At 59.7% G+C, this 21849-nt stretch carries 19 protein-coding genes; 13 read left to right on the top strand and 6 right to left on the bottom strand.

Annotated elements, in window-relative coordinates; genetic code table 11:
• Positions 1 to 8: 8 nt before the first annotated feature.
• Genes KVQ82_RS22635 through KVQ82_RS22625 form a run of 3 tightly spaced genes read left to right on the top strand, consistent with a single transcriptional unit; the run spans position 9 to position 2376 of the window.
• Positions 9 to 761 (top strand): 5-oxoprolinase subunit PxpA, encoded by a 753-nt coding sequence (locus KVQ82_RS22635; protein WP_222015991.1) that lies wholly within the window; start codon positions 9 to 11, stop codon positions 759 to 761.
• The gene (gene pxpB, locus KVQ82_RS22630; protein ID WP_222015989.1) at positions 758 to 1462 is read left to right on the top strand and encodes a 5-oxoprolinase subunit PxpB; all 705 of its coding nucleotides are present in this window, start codon (positions 758 to 760) and stop codon (positions 1460 to 1462) included. Before KVQ82_RS22635 ends, pxpB begins: the two co-directional genes overlap by 4 nt.
• Complete coding sequence (locus KVQ82_RS22625; RefSeq protein ID WP_222015987.1) at positions 1459 to 2376, top strand: biotin-dependent carboxyltransferase family protein; 918 nt, start codon at positions 1459 to 1461, stop codon at positions 2374 to 2376. The genes pxpB and KVQ82_RS22625 overlap by 4 nt, the downstream gene beginning before the upstream one ends.
• An 88-nt stretch (positions 2377 to 2464) precedes the next feature.
• On the opposite strand, the gene KVQ82_RS22620 is transcribed toward KVQ82_RS22625, so the two are convergent.
• Both KVQ82_RS22620 and KVQ82_RS22615 read right to left on the bottom strand, forming a co-directional pair.
• Entirely contained in the window at positions 2465 to 3643 is a 1179-nt protein-coding gene (locus tag KVQ82_RS22620; RefSeq protein ID WP_027614532.1) for a VWA domain-containing protein, read from the bottom strand.
• Positions 3644 to 3655: 12 nt separating this feature from the next.
• Positions 3656 to 4501 (bottom strand): MoxR family ATPase, encoded by an 846-nt coding sequence (locus tag KVQ82_RS22615; protein ID WP_003222636.1) that lies wholly within the window; start codon positions 4499 to 4501, stop codon positions 3656 to 3658.
• 202 nt (positions 4502 to 4703) lie between these two features.
• On the opposite strand from KVQ82_RS22615, the gene KVQ82_RS22610 reads away from it, so the two are divergent.
• The gene (locus tag KVQ82_RS22610) at positions 4704 to 4934 is read left to right on the top strand and encodes a DUF4160 domain-containing protein (protein ID WP_097086717.1); all 231 of its coding nucleotides are present in this window, start codon (positions 4704 to 4706) and stop codon (positions 4932 to 4934) included.
• Complete coding sequence (locus KVQ82_RS22605; RefSeq protein ID WP_041070304.1) at positions 4922 to 5419, top strand: helix-turn-helix domain-containing protein; 498 nt, start codon at positions 4922 to 4924, stop codon at positions 5417 to 5419. Before KVQ82_RS22610 ends, KVQ82_RS22605 begins: the two co-directional genes overlap by 13 nt.
• Here the strand turns inward: KVQ82_RS22605 and KVQ82_RS22600 are convergent.
• Positions 5416 to 6492 (bottom strand): DUF748 domain-containing protein, encoded by a 1077-nt coding sequence (locus KVQ82_RS22600; protein WP_108181972.1) that lies wholly within the window; start codon positions 6490 to 6492, stop codon positions 5416 to 5418. The genes KVQ82_RS22605 and KVQ82_RS22600 overlap by 4 nt on opposite strands.
• A gap of 127 nt (positions 6493 to 6619) precedes the next feature.
• Between KVQ82_RS22600 and cysK the strand changes: the two genes are divergently transcribed.
• Positions 6620 to 7594 (top strand): cysteine synthase A, encoded by a 975-nt coding sequence (gene cysK / locus KVQ82_RS22595; RefSeq protein WP_041070300.1) that lies wholly within the window; start codon positions 6620 to 6622, stop codon positions 7592 to 7594.
• 184 nt (positions 7595 to 7778) lie between these two features.
• Complete coding sequence (locus tag KVQ82_RS22590) at positions 7779 to 8717, top strand: aspartyl/asparaginyl beta-hydroxylase domain-containing protein (RefSeq protein ID WP_047292347.1); 939 nt, start codon at positions 7779 to 7781, stop codon at positions 8715 to 8717.
• A 260-nt stretch (positions 8718 to 8977) separates the two neighbouring features.
• Here KVQ82_RS22590 and KVQ82_RS22585 read toward each other — a convergent pair whose 3' ends face one another.
• Positions 8978 to 9502 (bottom strand): hypothetical protein, encoded by a 525-nt coding sequence (locus KVQ82_RS22585; protein WP_313902811.1) that lies wholly within the window; start codon positions 9500 to 9502, stop codon positions 8978 to 8980.
• Positions 9503 to 9975: 473 nt separating this feature from the next.
• Between KVQ82_RS22585 and KVQ82_RS22580 the strand changes: the two genes are divergently transcribed.
• Positions 9976 to 10839 carry a DMT family transporter gene (locus tag KVQ82_RS22580; RefSeq protein ID WP_222015985.1) on the top strand — a complete coding sequence of 288 codons (864 nt, stop codon included), beginning with the start codon at positions 9976 to 9978 and terminating at the stop codon, positions 10837 to 10839.
• A 135-nt stretch (positions 10840 to 10974) separates the two neighbouring features.
• On the opposite strand, the gene KVQ82_RS22575 is transcribed toward KVQ82_RS22580, so the two are convergent.
• Positions 10975 to 11868 (bottom strand): DMT family transporter, encoded by an 894-nt coding sequence (locus KVQ82_RS22575; protein ID WP_086791982.1) that lies wholly within the window; start codon positions 11866 to 11868, stop codon positions 10975 to 10977.
• A gap of 219 nt (positions 11869 to 12087) precedes the next feature.
• On the opposite strand from KVQ82_RS22575, the gene aceK reads away from it, so the two are divergent.
• The 5 genes from aceK (at position 12088) to KVQ82_RS22550 (ending at position 20296) form a co-directional block, all read left to right on the top strand.
• On the top strand, positions 12088 to 13809 hold the full coding sequence (gene aceK, locus KVQ82_RS22570) for a bifunctional isocitrate dehydrogenase kinase/phosphatase (protein WP_222015983.1): 1722 nt from the start codon (positions 12088 to 12090) through the stop codon (positions 13807 to 13809).
• A gap of 180 nt (positions 13810 to 13989) precedes the next feature.
• Complete coding sequence (gene hrpA, locus KVQ82_RS22565) at positions 13990 to 17901, top strand: ATP-dependent RNA helicase HrpA (protein ID WP_222015981.1); 3912 nt, start codon at positions 13990 to 13992, stop codon at positions 17899 to 17901.
• Positions 17902 to 18220: 319 nt separating this feature from the next.
• Complete coding sequence (locus KVQ82_RS22560) at positions 18221 to 19342, top strand: beta-ketoacyl-ACP synthase III (RefSeq protein ID WP_222015979.1); 1122 nt, start codon at positions 18221 to 18223, stop codon at positions 19340 to 19342.
• Positions 19343 to 19448: 106 nt separating this feature from the next.
• Positions 19449 to 20063 carry an RNA polymerase sigma factor gene (locus tag KVQ82_RS22555; protein ID WP_086791978.1) on the top strand — a complete coding sequence of 205 codons (615 nt, stop codon included), beginning with the start codon at positions 19449 to 19451 and terminating at the stop codon, positions 20061 to 20063.
• Complete coding sequence (locus tag KVQ82_RS22550) at positions 20057 to 20296, top strand: anti-sigma factor (protein ID WP_222015977.1); 240 nt, start codon at positions 20057 to 20059, stop codon at positions 20294 to 20296. Before KVQ82_RS22555 ends, KVQ82_RS22550 begins: the two co-directional genes overlap by 7 nt.
• Positions 20297 to 20464: 168 nt before the next feature.
• On the opposite strand, the gene KVQ82_RS22545 is transcribed toward KVQ82_RS22550, so the two are convergent.
• Positions 20465 to 21787 (bottom strand): putative porin, encoded by a 1323-nt coding sequence (locus KVQ82_RS22545; RefSeq protein ID WP_007966005.1) that lies wholly within the window; start codon positions 21785 to 21787, stop codon positions 20465 to 20467.
• Positions 21788 to 21849: the final 62 nt, after the last annotated feature.

The raw sequence follows: 21849 nt of genomic DNA, 5'->3' as shown, positions 1-21849 counted from the left end.
TGTTCACCGTGAGCCGCCTGCTATTGAATTGCGACATCGGCGAGAGTTTCGGCAGCTGGACCATGGGTCTGGACGCCGAGGTCATGCCCTTCATCGACTGCGCCAACGTGGCCTGCGGCTTCCATGCCGGTGACCCGAGCATCATGCGCAAGACCGTCAGTCTGGCCCTGAGCCACGGCGTGCAGATCGGCGCACATCCGGCCTATCAGGATCTGGTTGGCTTCGGCCGGCGTTCCATGGCTTATTCCGCGCAAGAGCTGCAAGACATCCTGCATTACCAGATCGGCGCGCTCGACGGCATTTGCCGCGCGCAGGGCGGGCGAGTCAGTTACGTCAAACCCCACGGCGCGATGTACAACGACATGATGGCCAACCCGGCACAGTTGCGTGCGGTGATTCAGGCCGTCGCTGCTTACGATCGCAGTTTGCCGCTGATGTTGATGGCCACCCGCGACAACGCGGCGGCGCAACAGCTCGGCGACGAATATGGCGTGACCCTGTGGTTCGAAGCCTTCGCCGACCGCGCCTACGACAGCGCCGGCCGACTGGTGTCGCGGCAACTGCCGGGCGCGGTGCATCACGAACCAGAAACAATCATCGAACAGGCCCTGACCATCGCCCGTGGCGGTGAACTTGTCGCCAGCGACGGCAGTGCGCTGCATCTGCAGGCCAACACCTTGTGCGTGCATGGCGACAACACCAGTTCGGTGGCCGCCGTGCAGCGCATTCGCGAGGCCCTGAATCAGCAGAGTGTGCCATGAACCCACGGATTGAAGTGGTGGCGGTGGATTGCCTGATGCTGCGCCTGTTCGATGAAATCGCCGAAGCCAACATGCCGTGGATGCTCGCCGCCAGTGAGCGCTTGCGTGCGGTGTTTGGCGCGCAGTTGATCGATCTGGTGCCGTCTTACACCACGTTGATGGTGCATTACGACCTGACCGCGCTGAGCCCGAGTCAGGCCCGTGAATTGATCGCTGAAGCGTTGATCGATCTGTCGCCGAACGCTCGAACCAGCGGCCAGTGCCATGTGTTGCCGGTCTGGTACGACCTGAGTGTCGGCCCCGAACTGAGCCTGTTGGCGCAGCGCAGCGGGTTGGCGGTGGAGGAGGTGATTCGCCGTCACAGCGCTCGTGAATATCAGGTGTTCGCCCTCGGCTTCGCACCGGGATTCGCCTTCATGGGGCTGGTGGAAGAAATCCTCGCGGCGCCACGTCTGGACACCCCGCGCAAGAAAGTCGCGGCCGGCAGCGTCGGCATCGCCGAACGGCAGACCGCGGCTTATCCGGTGGTGTCCCCCGGCGGCTGGAATCTGATCGGCCGTACCCCGGCGAAACTGTTCGACCGTCATCGCGACGGCTACAGCCTGATGCAACCCGGCGACACCGTGCGTTTCGAAGCGGTGAGCCACGCCGAGTTCATCAACCTGGGCGGTGATGACACACCGCTGGAGGCGCTGGCATGAGCCGACTGACGATTGAAGCCAGCACGCCGCTGTGTTTGTTGCAGGACGCCGGGCGTTTTGGCGTGCGCCATTTGGGCGTGACTCAGGGCGGCGCGGCAGATTGGTGTTCGATGAGTTGGGGCAATTGGTTGCTCGGCAATGCGCTGGATCTGCCGGTGATTGAAATTACCCTCGGCGGGTTTGCCGTGGTGGCACAGGAGGATTGCCTGCTGGCGCTGGCCGGGGCGGATCTTGGTGCGCAGATCGATGGGCAGGCGCTGGCGCCGTGGCGCAGTTTCAAACTGGGCCAAGGGCAAACATTGAGGTTCACCCAACCGCTGCTCGGCGCGCGGGCTTATCTGGCCGCGCCCGGTGGTTTCGACGCGCCGCAGGTGCTGGGCAGCAGCGCCACGGTGGTGCGCGAAGAACTCGGTGGATTGGATGGTATGGGGTTACCGCTGACCAAGGGCGCGACGTTGAGTTATCGCGGTGCGGTTCTGCAGGTGCGTGAAGTGCCGCTGGCGCATCGACCTGATTTACGGCTGGATACGCCGCTGGATCTGGTGCTCGGCGCACAGATCGGTCAGTTCAGCGGACAGAGTCTGTTCGATGTGTTCAACAGTCCGTGGACGCTCGACAGTCGCGCCGACCGCATGGGCATTCGGTTGCTGGGCAAGGCGTTGCAGTATCAGGGCCGGCCGATGATTTCCGAGGGCATTCCGCTGGGCGCGGTGCAGGTGCCGCCGGACGGGCAGCCGATTGTCTTGCTCAATGATCGGCAGACGATTGGCGGGTATCCACGGTTGGGAGCGTTGACGCCGTTGGCGCTGGCGCGACTGGCGCAATGTCTGCCGGGGGCGCAGGTGCGATTGAGGCCGGTGGTGCAGGAGGTGGCGCACTGCGAGCATGTCGAGTATTTGCAGCGCTTTGGTTGAAGATCAAAAGATCGCAGCCTGCGGCAGCTCCTACATGGAAACGCGAATTTCCCTGTAGGAGCTGCCGCAGGCTGCGATCTTTGGCTTTTTACTTGGACAGAAACCGCATCCCTTCCTCAAGCCCACGCAACGTCAGCGGATACATCTGATCCTCGATCAAATCGCGCACGATATTGGTCGACGAGGTATAGCCCCACGTGTCCTTCGGATACGGATTGATCCAGATGAGCTTCTTGTACTTCTCCATGAAGCGCTGCATCCACAGGTAGCCCGGCTCTTCGTTCCAGTGCTCGACGCTGCCGCCGGCCTGGGTGATTTCGTAGGGCGCCATGGCGGCGTCACCGATGAAGATCACTTTGTAGTCGGCGCCGTACTTGTGCAGCAGATCCTGCGTCGAGAAACGCTCGGACGTGCGGCGCATGTTGTTCTTCCACACCGACTCATAAATGAAGTTGTGGAAGTAGAAGTACTCCAGATGCTTGAACTCGGTCTTGCACGCCGAGAACAGCTCCTCGCAGATCTTCACGTGAGCGTCCATCGAGCCGCCGATGTCGAATAGCAGCAACAGCTTCACCGTGTTGCGCCGCTCCGGGCGCATCTGGATGTTCAGCAGGCCGGCATCCTTGGCGGTGTGGTCGATGGTGCCGTCGATGTCCAGCTCTTCCGCCGCACCCTGACGGGCGAATTTACGCAGACGACGCAGGGCGACCTTGATGTTGCGCGTGCCCAGCTCCACCGAATCGTCGAGGTTCTTGTACTCGCGCTGATCCCAGACCTTGACCGCTTTGCCCTGACGCTTGCCGGCATCGCCGACCCGAATGCCTTCCGGGTTGAAGCCGCCGGAGCCGAACGGGCTGGTGCCGCCGGTGCCGATCCATTTGTTGCCGCCGGCGTGGCGTTCCTTTTGTTCTTCGAGGCGCTTCTTGAACTCTTCGATCAGCTTGTCCAGACCGCCGAGGGACTGGATCTGCGCGCGCTCCTCATCAGTCAGCGAACGCTCGAATTCCTTGCGCAACCAATCTTCGGGAATCAGCGCCTGCAAGTGATCGTCGAGCTTTTCCAGGCCATTGAAGTAGGCGCCGAACGCACGGTCGAACTTGTCGAAATGCCGTTCGTCCTTGACCAGAATCGCCCGCGACAAGTAGTAGAACTCGTCCATGTCGGCGAAGGTTACGCGCTGCTTCAGCGCGTTGATCAGGTCGAGCAACTCGCGCACCGACACCGGCACCTTGGCGGCACGCATTTCATTGAACAGGTTGAGCAACATGGCATCAGCCTCTTAGCGAGAACCGCGACGGCTCATGAACGCCAGGCGCTCAAGCAACTGCACGTCCTGCTCGTTCTTCACCAGCGCACCGGCCAGTGGCGGAATGGCTTTGGTCGGATCGCGCTCGCGCAGCACTGCTTCGCCGATGTTGTCGGCCATCAGCAGCTTCAGCCAGTCGACCAGTTCCGAGGTCGACGGCTTCTTCTTCAGGCCCGGCACCTTGCGCACGTCGAAGAACACGTCCAGCGCTTCGCTGACCAGATCTTTCTTGATGTCCGGGTAGTGCACGTCGACGATTTTCTGCAGGGTGCTGCGGTCGGGGAAGGCGATGTAGTGGAAGAAGCAGCGGCGCAGGAAGGCGTCCGGCAGCTCTTTCTCGTTGTTCGAGGTAATGATGATGATCGGGCGCTTCTTGGCCTTGATGGTCTCGTCGATCTCGTAAACGTAGAACTCCATCTTGTCGAGTTCTTGCAGCAGGTCATTCGGGAACTCGATGTCGGCCTTGTCGATTTCGTCGATCAGCAGGATCACCCGTTCTTCGGACTCGAACGCCTCCCAGAGCTTGCCTTTTTTCAGGTAGTTACGCACGTCGTGGACTTTTTCGTTGCCCAGTTGCGAGTCGCGCAGACGGCTGACCGCGTCGTACTCGTACAGGCCCTGATGGGCCTTGGTGGTGGACTTGATGTGCCAGGTGATCAGCTTGGCGCCGAACGATTCGGCCAGTTGCTCGGCGAGCATGGTCTTGCCGGTGCCCGGTTCGCCCTTGACCAGCAGCGGCCGCTCCAGGGTGATGGCGGCGTTGACCGCCAGCTTCAGGTCATCGGTGGCGACGTAGGCCTGGGTGCCTTCGAACTTCATCTGCTAATCCTCGAACGGTAACGCCGACCTGCACGGGCAGGGCGGGGGCGAAAAAATCGGATGCCCCGACTATAACGCGCAGCCCGGTCGACTGTGAACGCAGACGGCTTATTCAGTCTCTGAATGGGGCGTCACATGTTGACTCGGTTTCGGCCAGAGGCCAGTATTCGGGTATCGCCGATTTGGCGATAGTCTGTCGGGCATGACGACTAAATACCGATTTCGCGACAAATACCGCATTCAGTTACGTGAGAAGGATCACCCGCCACCCCATGTCCACTTGATCGGTGGCGGTGTGGACGTGATGCTGAGCCTTGAAACCGTCGAAGTCATGACGGGCAAGGCACCGCCGCTGATTATCAAGGAAGCGCTGGCTTGGGTTGCGGCTCATCAAGTGCAACTGCTGGAGGACTGGAAACGATGTTACCCATGAAAAGGCCTCGTCTGACGGCTGTGCAGGCACTGTCAGGTTTTCGATTGAAACTGACCTTTATTGATGGTCAGGATCTGACCCTTGACCTGAGCCGAGATATCCACGCTTATCCAGGTCTGCAACCATTGCTTGATCCCGAAGTGTTTGCGGCTGCGACCCTTGACGACAATGGCTGGACGGTCGAATGGCTTGAGCCCGATATACAGATCGGCGCAGACACGCTTTATATGGATGCGCTGGCCCAAAACACTGTCGATGAAAACACTCGGATTTTCATCGATTGGCGTGCACGTACCGGACTCTCACTGAATCAGGCAGCCGAGGCGCTGGGTGTCAGTGCCCGCAGCATCAGCAGATACAGTAATGGGCGGGAGGCGGTGCCAAGGTCATTAGCCTTGGCTTGTCTTGGTTGGGACTCATTGCAGCAAAAGTCCACGCTGGCGGCTGAAGAGTCTGGTCGATATGTCGTTAATCGTAAGAATTAGCCCGCATCCGGCTTCGGCCGCTCATACCGCGCATTGAAAGCCTGAATGAAGCCATTACGCAAAATCTGCAAAAACGCTTCGAACGCACTGATGTTTTGCTGATGCACGTTGCCACTGAGTTCGACCTTGGTGGCGAACTGGTTTTTGGCCTGGTTCTTCAGCACGGTTTCCGTGCCGCCGACGATGGCCTCCCAGACGGAGCGGAAGATGCTCTTGTCCTTGTTTTCCACGTCCTGCTGCCAGTTGAACACCTCGACGTCACGCAGCAAGGGTTTGATGTAGCCGCTGACCTGGGCTTTTTTCGCCTGGGCCTCGATGACGACGTCGCCATGGCCGGCGTTGAAATCGAACTTGCCGTAGGCCGAGGCAAAGTCGTTCATGCTTTTGAGTTCGATGTCGCGGGCGCGCAGGCGGAACTGGAAGTCTTCGAAGTTGCTCAGCGGATCGAAGGTGGCGCTGGTCTCCAGCGGTGCATGGCCGAGCAGTTTTGCCTTGCCTTCGAAACGGGCGTCGCGTTTGCCCTGTTTGTCGACCACGTTGGTCAGGTTGTAGATGCTCGCCTCGACGTTGCTGGCGTTCATGTTGACCGGCGGTTTGGAGTTGAAATTGCGGAAAGTGATCTTGCCGTCGTGGATCTGCACCTCGTCGAGAGTGATCGGCAGCAACTTGCCCAGTTGCGCCCGCCAGTCGGTGCCTTTACCAGTCTGCGAGTTCTGCTTGTTGGGGCCGCCATCGACGAAGTTGATCTCGGGATTGAAGAACTGCACCTGCGCCACCACGGCATGGTCGTACCACAGCGAATGCCAGCTGACCGCCAGATCGATCACGGGCGCATTGACGAACGGCACCGGCACCTTGCCGTCGACCTTGACGATTTTCAGGCCGTTGATCTTATAAGCGCCGCGCCAAAGGGCCAGATCGACATCGGTGATCTGACCGCGGTAATCGCCCATGTCGGCGAGCTTGCCGTTCAAGTAATCGCGTACCACGTAAGGCAGGGCGATGTGCAGGGCGATCAGCAGCACGACGATGATGGCGAAAATTCCGATGGGCCAGCTGTAGCGACGCTTCATGGCGGTAGTTCCCGAACGATGTAAGCGATTGACTGTTGCGCGTCGCAGACGTTCGACCCGACTGGACTGCGTCAGGCAACAGGCATACCTTGAAAGGCTGAATTCAACGCTGCATAAGGACCCAGCCATGAGCCGCATTTTCGCTGACAACGCCCATTCCATCGGCAATACGCCGCTGGTGCAGATCAACCGCATCGCGCCGCGTGGCGTGACCATTCTGGCCAAGATCGAGGGACGCAACCCCGGTTATTCGGTCAAATGCCGAATCGGCGCGAACATGATCTGGGACGCCGAGAGCAGCGGCAAACTCAAGCCGGGCATGACCATCGTCGAGCCGACGTCGGGCAATACCGGCATCGGTCTGGCCTTCGTTGCCGCCGCCCGTGGTTACAAATTGATGCTGACCATGCCGGCCTCGATGAGCATCGAGCGGCGCAAGGTGCTCAAGGCCCTCGGCGCAGAACTGGTCCTGACCGAACCGGCCAAGGGCATGAAAGGCGCAATCGAGAAGGCTGCCGAGATCGTTGCCAGTGATACCGGCAAATACTTCATGCCGTCGCAGTTCGATAATCCGGCCAACCCCGCGATTCACGAAAAAACCACCGGTCCGGAAATCTGGAACGATACTGACGGCGCTGTCGATGTACTGGTCGCAGGTGTCGGGACCGGCGGAACCATCACCGGCGTTTCGCGGTATATCAAGAATACCCAGGGCAAACCGATTCTGTCGGTCGCGGTAGAACCCGTCTCTTCGCCGGTGATCAGCCAGGCCCTGGCAGGAGAAGAGATCAAGCCAAGCCCGCACAAGATTCAGGGAATTGGCGCCGGTTTCGTGCCGAAGAACCTCGATTTGTCGATGGTTGACCGGGTGGAGCAGGTCACCGATGACGAGTCCAAGGCCATGGCGCTGCGCCTGATGCAGGAAGAAGGGATCCTGTGCGGGATCTCATGCGGCGCGGCCATGGCCGTGGCGGTGCGTCTGGCCGAAAAGCCGGAAATGCAGGGCAAGACCATCGTGGTGATTTTGCCGGACTCCGGTGAGCGGTATCTGTCGAGCATGTTGTTCAGCGATCTGTTCACCGAGCAGGAGAATCAGCAATAGTCGAATTGACTCAGATCAGCCGGGGTTCAGGATCTTTATGCTAATAAATGCTTTGTTGCGCAATTCTTAACACTGAATCTTGGGTTCAGCGGGTTTTGCCCGAGGCCGGTAGTGTTTATCATGGCCGGCTGCCATGCCGGCTAAAGGGCATTGCGCAGCGTTGTCTTTATTCAAGGAGTCGTTGATGACCTTTTCGTTAGCCGCCAAGGTGTTGGTGTTGCTGCTGTTTGTGGGCAGCATCCTCTATGTGCATTTGCGCGGCAAGGCGCGTTTGCCGGTCCTGCGTCAGTTCGTCAACCACTCGGCGCTGTTCGCCCCGTACAACGCGCTGATGTACCTGTTCTCCGGCGTGCCGTCCAAACCATATCTGGATCGCAGCAAGTTTCCGGAACTGGATGTGCTGCGCGATAACTGGGAAACCATTCGCGACGAGGCCATGCATCTGTTCGATGAGGGCTACATCCGCGCGGCCGAGAAAAACAATGACGCTGGTTTCGGCTCGTTCTTCAAGAAGGGCTGGAAGCGTTTCTACCTCAAGTGGTACGACAAACCGCTGCCGTCGGCCGAAACCCTGTGCCCGAAAACCGTGGCGCTGGTCAGTGCGATCCCTAACGTCAAAGGCGCGATGTTCGCGCTGTTGCCCGGTGGCAGCCACCTGAACCCGCACCGTGATCCGTTTGCCGGCTCGCTGCGTTATCACTTGGGCCTGTCGACGCCGAACTCCGACGACTGCCGGATCTTCGTCGACGGTCAGGTCTACGCCTGGCGCGACGGTGAAGACGTGATGTTCGACGAGACCTACGTGCACTGGGTGAAGAACGAAACCGAACAGACTCGCGTCATTCTGTTCTGCGACGTCGAACGCCCATTGAGCAACCGTCTGATGACCCGCATCAACCGCGCCATCAGCGCCTGGCTGGGACGTGCCACCGCTCCGCAGAACCTTGATGACGAACGTGTCGGCGGCATTAACCAGGCTTATGCCTGGAGCAAGAGCTTCAGCGACAAGTTCAGTGGCGTGGTCAAACAGTGGAAACGCCGCAACCCCAAGGCTTACCGCATCCTGCGTCCAGTATTGGCGGTGCTGGTGTTGACGTTGCTGGGGTATTGGCTGTTTGGTTGAGGCTGGGTGTTGAAATAAAAAAACCGCTCCTAGTGAGCGGTTTTTCGTCTGCTGATAAATCTACAGTCGGCCAGCGGCGAGTACATTCGGCTCTTCGCTTTCAGTGCCCTTTATCAGTAACTGCAGCAGACGCCTCTGACTCGCAGTGAGCGTTATCTCACCGGATTTTTTGCCGAGAGGAGGTATCTCTTTTCTGGAGGACGGCTTCTTTGTTGATTTGCTCATTTCTCCTCCTGTGTTGATCGTTAATTGAACAGTTTTCACGATACTAGGTTCTCCAGGGTTTTGACAAGGCGGCCACCAGTGTCGAAGCCGAAGCCAAGCTCTTGATAGTGTGAAATCGCGCCCTTCAAAGGTTCTTGGATCTCGAGAACCTTGCTGCCTATGAGTTGGGCGTATTGTTCAATCACAATCATCGCCAGTGCCCCGATACGTCTTTTTAACGGATGGGATTCGTAGGGGCGTCCCTCCAGGCGCACAATTCGTATTCTGTTTTTGCTGGCATTTGGATTTGCGAAACACAGCCCGCACAGTTCCTCTTCAAACCAGATAGCGATGTCCAGAGATAAAGGCTCTCGACCTTTCCACTCAATGACCTCATTCCAGCAAAAGTGCTGGTCTCTCCAGAGGGTTGATGCCTGAAGTGCTTGTTGGTCGATAGGTTCGAAACGTACTTTCGACAAATCGATGGCAGTCGGACCATGGCGTTCCAACTGAAGCTGTAGTTGAAGGGTAACGATAGCAGCCTGCTTCCGCGCCTCTGACCGATAGACCTGATACCGCAAATATGTCCGTTCCCTTGGCATGTGATCCCGAGCATTCCCTGTCTCCCCATCAATGGGCCTATCCGTTGCTCATCAGCCTATTCACCTCGCCGCCAACTGTCCCTGCTGGCCCTTTGTCCAAATCGTTGCAATCCATGTCCCACGCTGGTTATAGTCGGCGCTCGTGAATCAGCTGATTCACTTTCCAAACCCCTCAAAAAAGATCAGCCCCAATGCCTGCATCCCTCATCAACGCGGTAGTCGATTCAGCGGTCAACGCTGGCGTCGTGCCGTGCGGGAATCAGCAGCCTGGGCAGATCAGTCATTACCCTCCACCTGTCAGTAGCACGCCGGTGTGCGTCGTCGTATCACCGCCGGGCGTTGGCGTTTCGGGCTGATCGGCATTCTTTGCTGACCCCCTGCGCCCGCCAGAAACACCTACTGAATTTCAGCCTCGGCTGAGTTGGCTATTTGCCTGACTACAGGTGGTATTCATGTTTGTCCTTTCGAAACAATCCGCGCTCGCGGCGATGTCCACGAGCCTGTTCGTTCTGCTGTGGAGCAGTGGTGCGATCTTCTCCAAATGGGGCCTGGCCCATGCCTCGCCCTTTGCTTTTCTATTGATTCGCTTTGTGATCGCCCTGTGCGGGCTGCTGCTGTTGACGCCGCTGCTCAAGTTGAAGCTGCCAAAGGGCGGCAGGCCGATGCTGTTTGCGATTGCAACGGGCCTGGTGTTGTTGGGCGCGTATCAGATTTTTTATCTGTTGGCGCTCAACACCAAAGTCACGCCGGGGGTGATGGCGACCATCATGGGTGTACAGCCGATCCTCACCGTGGTGTTGATGGAGCGGCAGCGCTCGGCGAGCCGGATGTTCGGTCTGGCGCTGGGCTTGGCGGGGCTGATCATGGTGGTTTACCAGGGGATCGGTCTGGCGGGGATGTCCTGGGCTGGCATGCTGTTTGGCCTGCTTGCACTGGCGAGCATGACTCTGGGTTCGATCATGCAGAAACGCATCACCGACAATCCCCTCGGCACGCTGCCGGTGCAATACCTGGCCGGACTGTTGTTGTGCGGGATATTTGTGCCGTTTCAACCGTTCCACTTTGAGCACAGCGCCGGTTTCATCGTGCCGGTGTTGTGGATGGGGCTGGTGGTGTCGGTGCTGGCGACGCTGTTGCTGTACCGCCTGATCGCTCGGGGCAACCTGGTGAACGTCACCAGTCTGTTCTATCTGGTGCCAGCGGTGACGGCGCTGATGGACTATCTGATTTTCGGCAATCGTCTGGCGGCGCTGAGTGTGCTGGGGATGCTGTTGATCATAGTTGGGCTGGCGTTTGTGTTCCGTAGAACTGCTTGAAAACCTTCAGGCCGCCCCGGGCATTTTCAGTGTCTGGGCCGGCCTCTTCGCGGGCAAGCCCGCTCCCACAATTGGAATGCATTCCTCCTGTGGGAGCGGGCTTGCTCGCGAAGACTGACTTATCGACGCCGCAAATCAGCGGGCGGTTGCTACCGCCGGCTTCAACACCAACCACAACGCCAGCGCAATCAACACCCCTCCGTACAAGTGAGCCATCGACAGCGGCTCATCCAGCAGCAACGCACCCCACAACACGCCGAACGCCGGGATCATGAAGGTGACGGTCATCGATTTGACCGGGCCGATGGAACTGAGCAAGCGGAAATAGATGATGTAGGCGAACGCCGTGCAACCCAGACCCAGGCCCAGCAGCGACAGCCAGACGTTCCACCCACCCCAGCTTGCCGGAGGGGCGGTGATCACGCTGTAGCCGAACAGCGGCAACAGAAACAGCGAAGCGCCGAGCATGCTGCCCACCGCCGAGAGACGACTGTCGAGTCCACCGCTGTGATCCAGCCAGCGTCGCGTGAGAAATCCGGCGAAACCGTAGCAGGTGGTGGCAAGCAGGCAGGCAAGGGCGCCCATGAGCAATGGCAGATCGAAAGCCACCGGCCCTGCACGCGTCAGCACACCGACACCGAACAAGCCGAGAAACACCCCAGTCAGCTTCGCGGCAGTGAGTTTTTCACTGAAAAACAGCCCGCCAATCAATACGCCCATCAACGGCGTGGTGGCGTTAAAGATTGCCGAGTAACCGGCGGGCAACACCTGCGCCGCGACCGAATACAGCGTTGCCGGAATCCCCGAATTGATCACGCCCAGCAACATCACGGTTTTAAGCTTGCCTTTGAAGTCCCAGCTGATGCGCATCAACCCGAGAATCACCAGCAGCCCGACGGCCGCTATCGACACCCGAAAGAACGCAGTCGGAATGGTGCCGATGACCGGCGCAATAATGCGCATGAACAGGAAACTCGCGCCCCAGATGGCTGCCAGCGACAGCATGCGGAAAATATCGACAGCGCTCACGATGGCACTCCTTCCTTGATCGGGACGAGAGTGTTGCCGAGCGCCCCGGCGATGGCAACCGCTAATCGGGCATTTAATTCTCAGCAGTGGGTTGCCTGGTGAAAAATGCCAGCGATGTGCGCTGGCGTTCCGGTTTTGGCAGAAATTGCACTTCACCTGCACCCGGTTCCGTGGCTAAGCTCAGGCACAGATTTCCAATTGCACGCCGAGGTCTCATCTATGCCGCAGCAATGGCCAGCCACCGACATCGCCCGCATGATCCTCGATGGCTTTGACGATTACCGCGAGCACTTCCGGCGGATTACCGATGGCGCGCGCGAGCGCTTCGAGCAGGCGCGCTGGCAGGAAACGCAGACCGCCTCGGCGGCGCGGATCAATCTCTACGAGGAAAAGGTCGGCGAAACCATCGCCCGCCTGCGCGAGCATTTCGACGACGAGACGTTGATGAATGTCGGCAGCTGGCCGTTGGTGAAAAGTGCCTACATCAGCGTGATCGACCTGCGCTTCGACGATGAGCTGTCCGAGACCTGGTACAACTCGATCTTCTGCGGGCTGTTCAGCCACGACCTGATCAGCGACGGCTGCATGTTCATCCACACCACCCGGCCGAGCCTGCGCCGCGCCCGGGCTGCGCAAACCCGCACCTACAAGCCGCAGGGCCAGTTGTCGTCGATGCTTGCAAGCATCTTTGCCGACTACCGTTTCAGTGAGGATTACGCCGATCTGCCCGGCGATCTACAGCGCCTCGAAGCGCAACTGCGCGAGAATTTGCCGGACTGGGTGTGCAAGGATCCGGAGCTGAGCGTCGAGCTGTTTTCCTCGGTGCTGTACCGCAACAAAGGCGCCTATCTGGTCGGGCGCATCTACACCCGCGACGAGCAGTGGCCGCTGGTGATTCCGCTGCTGCACCGCGAAGGCCGCGGGATTCAGATCGACGCGCTGATCACCGACGAAGCCGATGTGTCGATCATCTTCTCTTTCACCCGTTCGTATTTCATGGTCGATGTGCCGGTGCCGGCCGAGTTCATCGGTTTCCTGCGGCGCATTTTGCCGGGCAAGCACATCGCCGAGCTGTACACCTCGATCGGCTTCTACAAACACGGCAAGTCCGAGTTCTACCGCGCGCTGATCAATCACCTGGCCAACACCGACGATCAGTTCATCATGGCGCCGGGCGTGCGTGGCATGGTCATGAGCGTGTTCACCCTGCCGGGCTTCAACACCGTGTTCAAGATCATCAAGGACCGTTTCTCACCGTCGAAAAACGTCGACCGGGCGACGGTGATCGAAAAATATCGTCTGGTGAAAAGCGTCGACCGCGTCGGGCGCATGGCCGATACCCAGGAATTTGCCGACTTCCGTTTTCCACTGAGCAAGTTCGATCCGGCGTGCCTGGAAGAACTGCTGGAAGTCGCGCCGTCGACGGTCTCGGTCGAAGGCGACACGGTGCTGATTCGCCACTGCTGGACCGAGCGCCGTATGACCCCGCTCAACCTCTATCTGGACAACGCCAACGAAGCGCAGGTGCGCGAGGCGCTGGAGGATTACGGGCTGGCGATCAAGCAACTGGCGGCGGCCAATATCTTCCCCGGCGACATGTTGCTGAAGAACTTTGGCGTCACCCGTCACGGGCGGGTGGTGTTTTACGATTACGACGAGATTTGTTTCCTGACCGAAGCCAACTTTCGCCACATCCCCGCGCCGCGCACCCCCGAGGACGAAATGGCTTCCGAGCCGTGGTACTCGATCGGGCCGCTGGATGTGTTCCCTGAAGAGTTTCCGCCGTTCCTGTTCGCCGATGCCAGGCAGCGCAAACTGTTCGATCAACTGCACGGCGAGTTGTACAACGCCGATTACTGGAAGGGTCTGCAGGAGGCGATTCGCGCCGGCAAAGTCATCGACGTGTTCCCTTACCGCCGCAAAGGACTGGATAACGAATAACCCGTTGTCACCTCAATCCTGTAGGAGCTGCCGCAGGCTGCGATCTTTTGACTTTGATTTTTAAAAACAAGATCAAAAGATCGCAGCCTGCGGCAGCTCCTACAGGGGAAGCAGGTCAATCGAGAGCAAATCTGCGACAATCCGCCCCCTGCACATATAGACGACCGAATTGCGTACCCGATGACCGACGAATCGCCCTCCATCGACAAACTGCTGAAAAACCTTGATCACGCCATGCTCGCCGACCGTCATCGGCTGCGGCGGCAGTTGCTCGAGCTGCGCAAGAAACCCGACGAGGCCAAACTGGCCCAGTGGGTGACGCGTCTGCAGGCGTCCAGTGATCAGGTGCTGGCGCGCCGTGCCAGCCTGCCGGTGATTCGTTACGACGACAGCCTGCCAATCGCCGCCAAGCGCGATGAGATCAAGGCTGCGCTGGAGAAGCATCAGGTTCTGATCATCGCCGGCGAAACCGGTTCGGGTAAAACCACCCAGTTGCCGAAAATCTGCCTGGAAATCGGTCGCGGTCAGCATGGCTTGATCGGCCACACCCAGCCGCGCCGAATCGCGGCACGCAGTGTCGCCAGTCGGGTCGCTGAAGAACTCGGTACGCCACTGGGCGCGCTGGTCGGTTATCAGGTGCGTTTCGAAGATCAGAGCGATGCCAACACCCTGATCAAACTGATGACCGACGGCATCCTGCTGGCGGAAACCCAGAACGACCGTTATCTGGAACGCTACGACACGATCATCGTCGACGAAGCCCACGAACGCAGCCTGAACATCGACTTCCTGCTCGGTTACCTGAAAACCCTGCTGCCGCGTCGTCCGGACTTGAAAGTCATCATCACCTCGGCGACCATCGATCTGGAGCGCTTCTCCAAGCATTTCGATGACGCGCCGATTGTCGAGGTGTCCGGCCGCACCTTCCCGGTTGAAACCTGGTATCGCCCGCTGACGCTTGAGCAGGATGAAGAAGGCAACCGCGTCGAAGACGACCTGACCGTGGATCAAGCAATCCTCGCCACCCTCGATGAGATCGCCGCCTACGAGCGTAGCGAACGCCGCAGTCCCGGCGATGTGCTGGTGTTCCTGCCCGGCGAGCGCGAGATCCGCGATGCCGCCGACATGCTGCGCAAGGCCCAGCTCAAACACACGGAAATCCTGCCGCTGTACGCGCGCCTGTCGCCGGCGGAGCAGCAGCGGATTTTCCAGTCGCACCCGGGGCGCCGCGTAGTGCTGGCGACCAACGTTGCCGAGACCTCGCTGACTGTGCCGGGCATCCGTTACGTGATCGACAGCGGCACCGCGCGCATCAGTCGCTACAGCTACCGCGCCAAGGTGCAGCGTCTGCCGATCGAAGCGATTTCCCAGGCCAGCGCCAATCAGCGTAAGGGTCGTTGCGGCCGGGTCGAGCCGGGGATCTGCGTGCGGCTGTACAGCGAGGAAGATTTCCTCGGTCGCCCGGAATTTACCGATCCGGAAATTCTGCGTACCAACCTTGCTGCCGTGATCTTGCAGATGCTGCACCTGCGCCTCGGTGAGATCACCGCGTTCCCGTTCATCGAGCCGCCGGACGGCAAGGCGATCAGCGACGGTTTCAACCTGCTGCAAGAGCTCTCGGCGGTGGATCGCAACAGCCAGCTGACCCCGCTCGGTCGCCAACTGGCGCGTCTGCCGGTGGACCCTCGCATGGGCCGCATGCTGCTGGAAGCGGCAAAACTCGGCAGCTTGCAGGAAGTGCTGATCGTCGCCAGCGCCATGTCGATTCAGGACCCGCGCGAGCGTCCGCCGGAGCGTCAGCAAGCGGCGGATCAGGCCCACGCGCAGTGGAAGGACAGCGATTCGGACTTCGCCGGTCTGGTCAATCTGTGGCGTGGTTTTGAAGAACAGCGCCAAGCGCTGACGGCCAGCCCACTGCGTAACTGGTGCCGGAAGAATTTCCTCAATTACCTGCGCCTGCGCGAGTGGCGCGATTCCCATCGCCAGTTGAGCCTGATCTGCCGCGACATGCAGTTGAGCCTCAACAAGGAACCGGCGGATTACCCGAAACTGCACAAAGCGGTGCTGGTCGGCCTGCTCAGTCAGATCGGCCAGAAAACCGAAGACGGCGATTACCTTGGCGCCCGTCAACGGCGCTTCTGGATTCATCCGTCGTCAGGCATCGGTAAGAAACGCCCGCAGTGGCTGATGACCGCCGAACTGGTGGAAACCACCAAGCTCTACGCGCGCATGGTCGCCAAGATCGACGCCGACTGGATCGAGCCGCTGGCCGGGCACCTGATCAAGAAAAACCACTTCGAACCGCACTGGGAGAAGAAGCGCGGCCAGGTTGTGGCCTACGAGCAGATCACTCTGTTCGGGCTGATCGTGGTCGGTCGCCGTCCTGTGCATTACGGCCCGGTGGATCCGCTGGTCTCGCGTGAGCTGTTTATCCGCGAGGGCCTGGTGCGTGGCGAGATTCAGTCGAAAGCCAAATGCCTGAGCGCCAACAAACAATTGCTCGAACAGCTCGACGAACTGGAAGCCAAGGCACGGCGCCGCGACATTCTCGCTGACGAAGAAACCCTGTACGCGTTCTACGATGCGCGGTTGCCGGCGGAGATTCACCAGACCGCGACCTTCGACAGTTGGTATCGGGTCAACAGCCAGAAGAACCCGCAGCTGCTGATCATGCGCGAAGAGGATGTACTGGCCCGCGAGGCCAGTGAGGTCACCGCGCGCGACTACCCGGACACGCTGCACATTGGTGATCTCGAACTGGCGCTCAGTTATCACTTTGAACCCAATCACCCGCGCGACGGCGTGACCCTGCGCGTGCCGGCACCGCTGCTGCCGATGCTGCCGCCGGAGCGTCTGGAATGGCTGGTGCCGGGGCTGATCGAGGCCAAGTGCATTGCACTGGTGCGCAATCTGCCGAAAGCCCTGCGCAAAAACTTCGTGCCGGTGCCGGATTTCATCAAAGCGGCGTTGCAGCGCATGACCTTCGCTGAGGGCTCGTTGCCGCAATCGCTGGGTCGCGAACTGCTGCGCATGACCGGCGCCCGAGTCAGCGATGAGGCTTGGGCGGAAGCGGCGCAGCAGGTCGAAAGTCATCTGCGGATGAACCTGGAAATCGTCGACGGCCAGGGTAAGTTCCTCGGTGAGGGCCGCGATCTGGCCGAGCTGACCGCGCGTTTTGCCGAAGCCAGCCAAGCGGCATTGGCTGTGCCGCAGAGTGCGAAAAGTCAGCAACCGGTGGAGGCCAAGGTCTTCGCCCCGGTGGCGGAAAAGACCCAGCAGAAGATTGCCGGATTGTCGATGACGGTCTATCCGGCGCTGGTGGAAGAGGGCGGCACGGTCAAGGAAGGGCGGTTCTCGACCCCGGCCGAAGCCGAGTTCCAGCATCGCCGCGCCTTGCAGCGGCTGCTGCTGCAGCAACTGGCGGAGCCGGCGAAGTTCCTGCGCAGCAAACTGCCGGGTATCACCGAGTTGGGCCTGCTCTATCGCGAGCTGGGCCGAGTGGATGCGCTGGTCGAAGACATTCTGCTGGCCAGTCTCGACAGCTGCATTCTGGAAGGCGAAGACCCGTTGCCGCGTGACGGCGCCGGGCTCGCCGCATTGGCTGAACGCAAACGCGGCAGCTGGACCGAACACGCCGAGCGCGTGGCGCGGCTGACGCTGGAGATTCTCAAACTGTGGCACGGCCTGCAAAAACGCTTCAAGGGCAAGATCGATCTGGCGCAGGCTGTGGCGCTGAATGACATCAAGCAGCAAATCAGCCATCTGGTGTATCCGGGGTTTGTCCGGGAAACACCGATGCAATGGCTCAAGGAGCTGCCGCGCTATCTGAAGGCGGTCGAGCAGCGTTTCGAGAAACTCGGTGCGCAAGTACAGAAGGATCGCGTCTGGAGCGGTGAACTGGCCGGCCTCTGGGCGCAATACCAGACCCGCGCGGCGAAACATGCCCAGGAAGGCAAACGCGATCCGCAGTTGGAGTTGTACCGCTGGTGGCTGGAGGAATACCGGGTGTCGCTGTTCGCCCAGCAGTTGGGAACGAAAGTGCCGATCTCGGACAAGCGGCTGAGCAAGCAATGGAGTCAGGTCGAGGCCTGATCCCGCGACTGGCAAGGACTTTGTAGGAGCTGCCGAAGGCTGCGATCTTTAGATTTTGCTTTTTAAAGGATCAAGATCAAAAGATCGCAGCCTTCGGCAGCTCCTACAGGGAGTGCGTTTAGCGGGAGAGGCGCCAAAACCTTGGGTTTATGGCAAACTTCGCGACCATAAACGCCGGTTTCGTGACCCAGAGCCTTCGGCCGGGTCACGTGGCGGAATAAAGCGATGCCAGGTCAGCGTCCCCGGACGGGAACAGACCCTTTGTGTGTTGGTACGTCGGTGCCAGCGCTTTCTGCCTGAACAGATTAGAGAAACGACCATGCATAACGTCGTCATCAGCGGCACCGGCCTGTACACCCCGGCCAACAGCATTTCCAACGAAGAGCTGGTGCAGTCTTTCAATACCTACGTCGCGCAGTTCAACGCCGACAACGCCGATGCCATCGCCCGCGGTGACGTCCAGGCGCTGACCGAATCCAGCGCCGCGTTCATCGAAAAGGCCTCCGGTATCAAGAGCCGCTTTGTCATGGACAAGGACGGCATTCTCGATCCGCAACGCATGGCCCCGCGTCTGCCGGAGCGTTCCAACGACGAATGGTCGGTCCTCTGCCAGATGGCCATCGGCGCCGCCGAACAGGCGTTGCAACGTGCCGGCAAGACCGCCGCCGACATCGACGGCGTGATCGTCGCCTGCTCCAATCTGCAGCGCGCCTACCCGGCCATCGCCATCGAAGTCCAGGAAGCACTGGGCATTCAGGGCTTCGGTTTCGACATGAACGTGGCCTGCTCCTCGGCGACCTTCGGCATTCAGGCTGCGGCCAACAGCGTGCAACTGGGTCAGGCCCGGGCGATCCTGATGGTCAACCCGGAAGTCTGCACCGGTCACCTGAACTTCCGCGACCGCGACAGCCACTTCATCTTCGGCGACGCCGCGACGGCAGTCATCATCGAACGCGCTGACCTGGCGACCTCCAAGTACCAGTTCGATGTGGTCAGCACCAAACTGCTGACCAAGTTCTCCAACAACATTCGCAACAACTTTGGTTTCCTCAATCGTGCCGCGGAAGAGGGCATCGGTGCCCGTGACAAACTGTTCGTGCAGGAAGGCCGCAAGGTGTTCAAGGATGTCTGCCCGATGGTTGCCGAGCTGATCGGTGAGCATCTGGAAGAGAACAAACTCAACGTCGGCGACGTCAAGCGCTTCTGGCTGCACCAGGCCAACCTGAGCATGAACCACCTGATCGTGCGCAAGCTGCTGGGTCGTGAAGCCACCGAAGAAGAAGCCCCGGTGATTCTCGACACCTACGCCAACACCAGCTCTGCCGGCTCGGTGATTGCCTTCCACAAATATCAGGACGATCTGGCCGCCGGTTCGCTGGCCGTGCTGAGCTCGTTCGGCGCCGGTTACTCGATCGGCAGCGTGATTCTGCGCAAGCGCTGAGTGCGCCTGAAAAGATCGCAGCCTGCGGCAACTCCTACACTGATCTCTGTAGGAGCTGCCGCAGGCTGCGATCTTTTGCTTTCGACCATCTGAAAACGAGGCGCGCATGGCCGCAACGGACGACACCCAACTGCTCGAACGCCTGTTGGCCGGTGAGCAAAGAGCTTTCAAGGAACTGGTCAGTACCTACCAGAGCGCCATGCGCGCCGTGGCTTACGCGATTGTCGGCCAGCGCCATGTCGAAGAAGTGGTGCAGGACGCCTGGCTTTCGGTGGTGCGCCACATCGGTAGCTTCGAGGGCCGTTCCAGTCTCAAGACCTGGCTGCTGACCATCACTGCCAACTCGGCCAAGAGCCGCTACAAACAAAATCGTCGCGAAGTCTTGATGGATGACCTGCCGTCACCCCACGGCACCATCGACGATGATCGCTTTTCTCCCGGTGACGGTCATTGGCTAGTGGCGCCGTTCGCCTGGCATCAGGACACGCCGGAAGCCTTGCTGACGGAAAGCGAATTGCGCGACTGCCTGGAGCACACCTTGCTCAGCCTGTCGGAACTGCAAAGCAGTGTTTTGCTGCTGCGCGAGCGTCAGGGCCTGGAGCTGGAGGAGATCTGTAATCTTCTGGAGATCTCGCTCTCCAATGTCCGTGTGCTGCTGCATCGTGCGCGGCTGAAAGTCTTCGCCACGGTGGAGCATTTTGAGGAGACCGGCGAATGCTGACCTGCAAGGAACAAGTAGCGCGCTCCAGCGATTACCTCGATGGCCAGTTGAGCTTTCGCGAGAGACTGTTGGTGCGCCATCACCTGATGTTCTGCCCTAACTGCCGGCGTTTCATTCGCCAGATGCGTTTGATGCAGGCCACGTTGAAGGCGATGCCGGAGAAAACCGAGGCGGGTATTGACGCTTTGGCCGAACGCCTGGCCGAGCAACGCCGCAAAGATAATCTCCTGTAGGAGCTGCCGGAGGCTGCGATCTTTTGATCTTGTTTTCAAGGATCAAAAGATCGCAGCCTTCGGCAGCTCCTACAGTGTCTTTGCATCCTGCAAAAAATAGCCCGACGCGGACGAAACGAACGGATGATGGGGATCGTCCCGCCCGCGTCAGGCTACAGGTGACGCTTTTTAGAACTTCGCTTCCGCATCCAGCTGCAGGGTATTGGTGTCTGCGTCACGCTGGGTACGGCTGGAGAAGTCGGCCTTGGTCAGGAAGTAGGTCGCGCCGATGGCGAAGTTCTTGTCGATGTCGTAACCGACCTTGAACTTGTGGCCGCGCGAACCGGTGGTGCCGTTGGCGAAGTCGGAGTCGGTGAACGCGCCGACCACGGCGTCACGCTGTACGTCACGATAGTTGTAGTCCAGGTTCAGGCCGAAGACTTTCGACTTGGCGCCGACCAGCCACGCAGTGTCGGCATCGGTCACCGCATCGTTGTTCTTGACGTACTGGCCGTAGAACGACAGCGGCATTGGCAAACCACCGATATCGATCTGGCTGAAACCCTCGTACAGACGGAATTCGTTGTTGGCCGAGTTGCCGTTGACCGACAGTGCGCACGGTGTGGACGTCCCGGTGCAACGGCTGTCCTCGTCGTTCTGGTAGGCGTAGACGCTGCCGCCCAGGGTCAGTTTCAGGTTGTCGGTGATCGCGAAACGGCTGCCCAACTGCCCGGCAGTCAGACGCAGGTCGTGACGGAATTGCACGCCTTCGCCGTCGACGTTGTCCTTGAGGGTGTAGTTACCCAGGCTGCCGAACAGTTCGGCGCTGCTGCCCAGCGGGTATTTGTAGGTCACGGCCAGACCTTCCGGGTTGATGTCGCTGTCCCAGATCACATCGCCCATGCTGACCCACGGTTGCAGCATCTTGCCGCCGATCACGTGCAGGTTCTTGATGGCATCGGGGTGGTAGTCGATGTAACCCAGATCGAGCCAGATCTGCTTCTTGTCGAAGTAGTTGTCCATGTCCTGGTTGGTCGAACGGGCATCGTCACCGCCGCCGGTGGCAATACGGATACCGGTGTCGACTTGCGGGTTGATCTCGGTGTAGGCGCCGAGGCGGGCACGGATACGCTGGCGATCCTTGTCGCGACCACCGTTGTTGGATTCACCGTCGATCTTGACGGTCTCCTGACGGATACGCACATCACCCTTGAACTGGGTCTTGGCGGCCCAGGCAAGTTTCTGGTCGAAGGAGCTCAGCTCATTGGTTTTCTTCGCGGTTGCCGCGATTTGCTCGTTGGTCTCTTGCTGCGCCTGCTGCGCGATTTGCTGAGCCTTCTGATCCTTGGCCAGTTCAGTTTGCAGTTCAATGTACTGCGCCTGGGAAATGGAACCGTTAGCCTTGAGCATGTCGAGCAGTTTGGCGTCGACTGCAGCACTGGCCGGAACGCTCATGGCCAGCAACAGGCCACCGCACAGGGCCGCCGCAGTTTTCGTGGAAGCAAGACGCATAGCAATCTCCGAAGATGAGAGGGATGGCTGAACCATCCTGGGCACACCGACGCGCACGTCGG

The sequence above is a fragment of the Pseudomonas sp. AO-1 genome (assembly GCF_019775695.1).
GTDB lineage: Bacteria > Pseudomonadota > Gammaproteobacteria > Pseudomonadales > Pseudomonadaceae > Aquipseudomonas > Aquipseudomonas parakoreensis.
This window is presented reverse-complemented; position numbering and strand designations above follow the sequence as displayed.